This window comes from Synechococcus sp. PCC 6717 (assembly GCF_022698185.1).
Classification (GTDB): domain Bacteria; phylum Cyanobacteriota; class Cyanobacteriia; order Thermosynechococcales; family Thermosynechococcaceae; genus Thermosynechococcus; species Thermosynechococcus lividus.
Window position 1 is genome coordinate 1 of record NZ_JAKLTV010000061.1, and the last position, 1,381, is coordinate 1,381.

Genomic DNA, 1,381 nt, shown 5'->3' on the forward strand with positions numbered 1-1,381 from the left:
TCTTCAATGTAGCGCTGAATTGTTTCGCTGCTAACATTGCCAGCCGTTGAGACAAAGTAACTGGATGTCCACATGGACGGCAGTTTCATTAATGGATTAGGGAATTCCTGTCTGAGGAACCGTGCAGTTCGCCCCTTAATTCGATGCACTGCGGCTTTTCTGGTAGTCCATAGTTCACCGGTTTGTCTATCTGTGCTACGCTGCAGACAATTGTTGCATAAACTCACCATGTTTGGATGTCAGCAAGTTTTGCTCAACCCCAATAACGAACTTAAGGGGGTGATGGAATTTGTCTGCTCTGAGGCAAACAAGCTAACCAATCAGGGCATCTACTATGCTCGTCAACTGCACTTTAAGACCGGGCAGTGGATTGGCAAGCATAGCCTGAGTTACGAATACAAGACCAGTAAGCACTTCCAAGCTCTTTACTCCCAGGCTGCACAGCAAACCTTGATTTCGGTCTACGAGTCGTTTAAGTCCTACCGAGCATTGTTGAAACTGTGGCGAGGTGGAGAACTGGCAGAGAAACCTAGGATGCCAAATTACCGCAAGAAGGGAGGGTTGGCAGTAGTCAGCTATCCCAAACAAGCGCTGAAGTTGGTTGATGGGATGATCCGGGTTCCGCTGGGGCAGTTAGTGAAAGTGTGGTTTCAGATTGATTCGTTCACTGTCCCCATGCCCTCCAATCTCAAATTTGAGGACATCAAGGAACTGCGGATTCTGCCGCGCAATGGGTGTTTCTACGCTGAGTTTGTCTATCGGCTGAAACCTGTTCAGATTGATGTAGACCCGATGCGGGTGCTGGGCATCGATTCGGGATTAAACAACTGGCTCACCTGCGTCAGCAATGTGGGAACCAGCTTCATTGTGGATGGACTGCACCTGAAATCGTTGAACCGCTGGTACAACAAGCAAATTGCCAAGCTGAAAGAAGGTAAGCCTCAAGGCTTTTGGTCAAAGCGACTGGCACAACTCACTGAGAAGCGCAATCGGCAGATACGTGATGCAGTGAACAAAGCGGCTAGGATTGTGATTGACCATTGCACCCGTAACCGGATTGGTCGGATTGTATTTGGCTGGAACCAGCGGCAAAAGGACGGTTCCAACCTGGGCAAGAAGACCAATCAGAAGTTTGTGCAGATCCCAACTGCGAGACTGAAAGAGCGGATTGCTCAGTTAGCGGAGCAGTACGGGATAGAGTTTGTTGAAACTGAGGAGTCGTATACCTCTCAAGCATCGTTTGTGGATGGTGACTTTTTGCCGACATTCGGTGAAAAACCTGATAGCTGGAAGTCATCGGGGAAGCGGACGAAGCGAGGCTTGTTCAGGACTGCTCAGAATTGGTACATCAACGCGGATTGTAATGGCGCTGAGATCGGAA

Annotated in this window: 1 protein-coding gene and 1 pseudogene; one reads left to right on the forward strand and one right to left on the reverse strand. The window is 49.2% G+C overall.

Annotated elements, in window-relative coordinates:
• Positions 1-143 (reverse strand): annotated as a pseudogene (locus L5470_RS13265) (IS200/IS605 family transposase); the annotation flags it as partial.
• Between the two features lie 85 nt (positions 144-228).
• On the opposite strand from L5470_RS13265, the gene L5470_RS13270 reads away from it, so the two are divergent.
• Positions 229-1,381: RNA-guided endonuclease InsQ/TnpB family protein (locus L5470_RS13270; protein WP_499500251.1), on the forward strand; the 1,153-nt coding region annotated here is incomplete at its 3' end.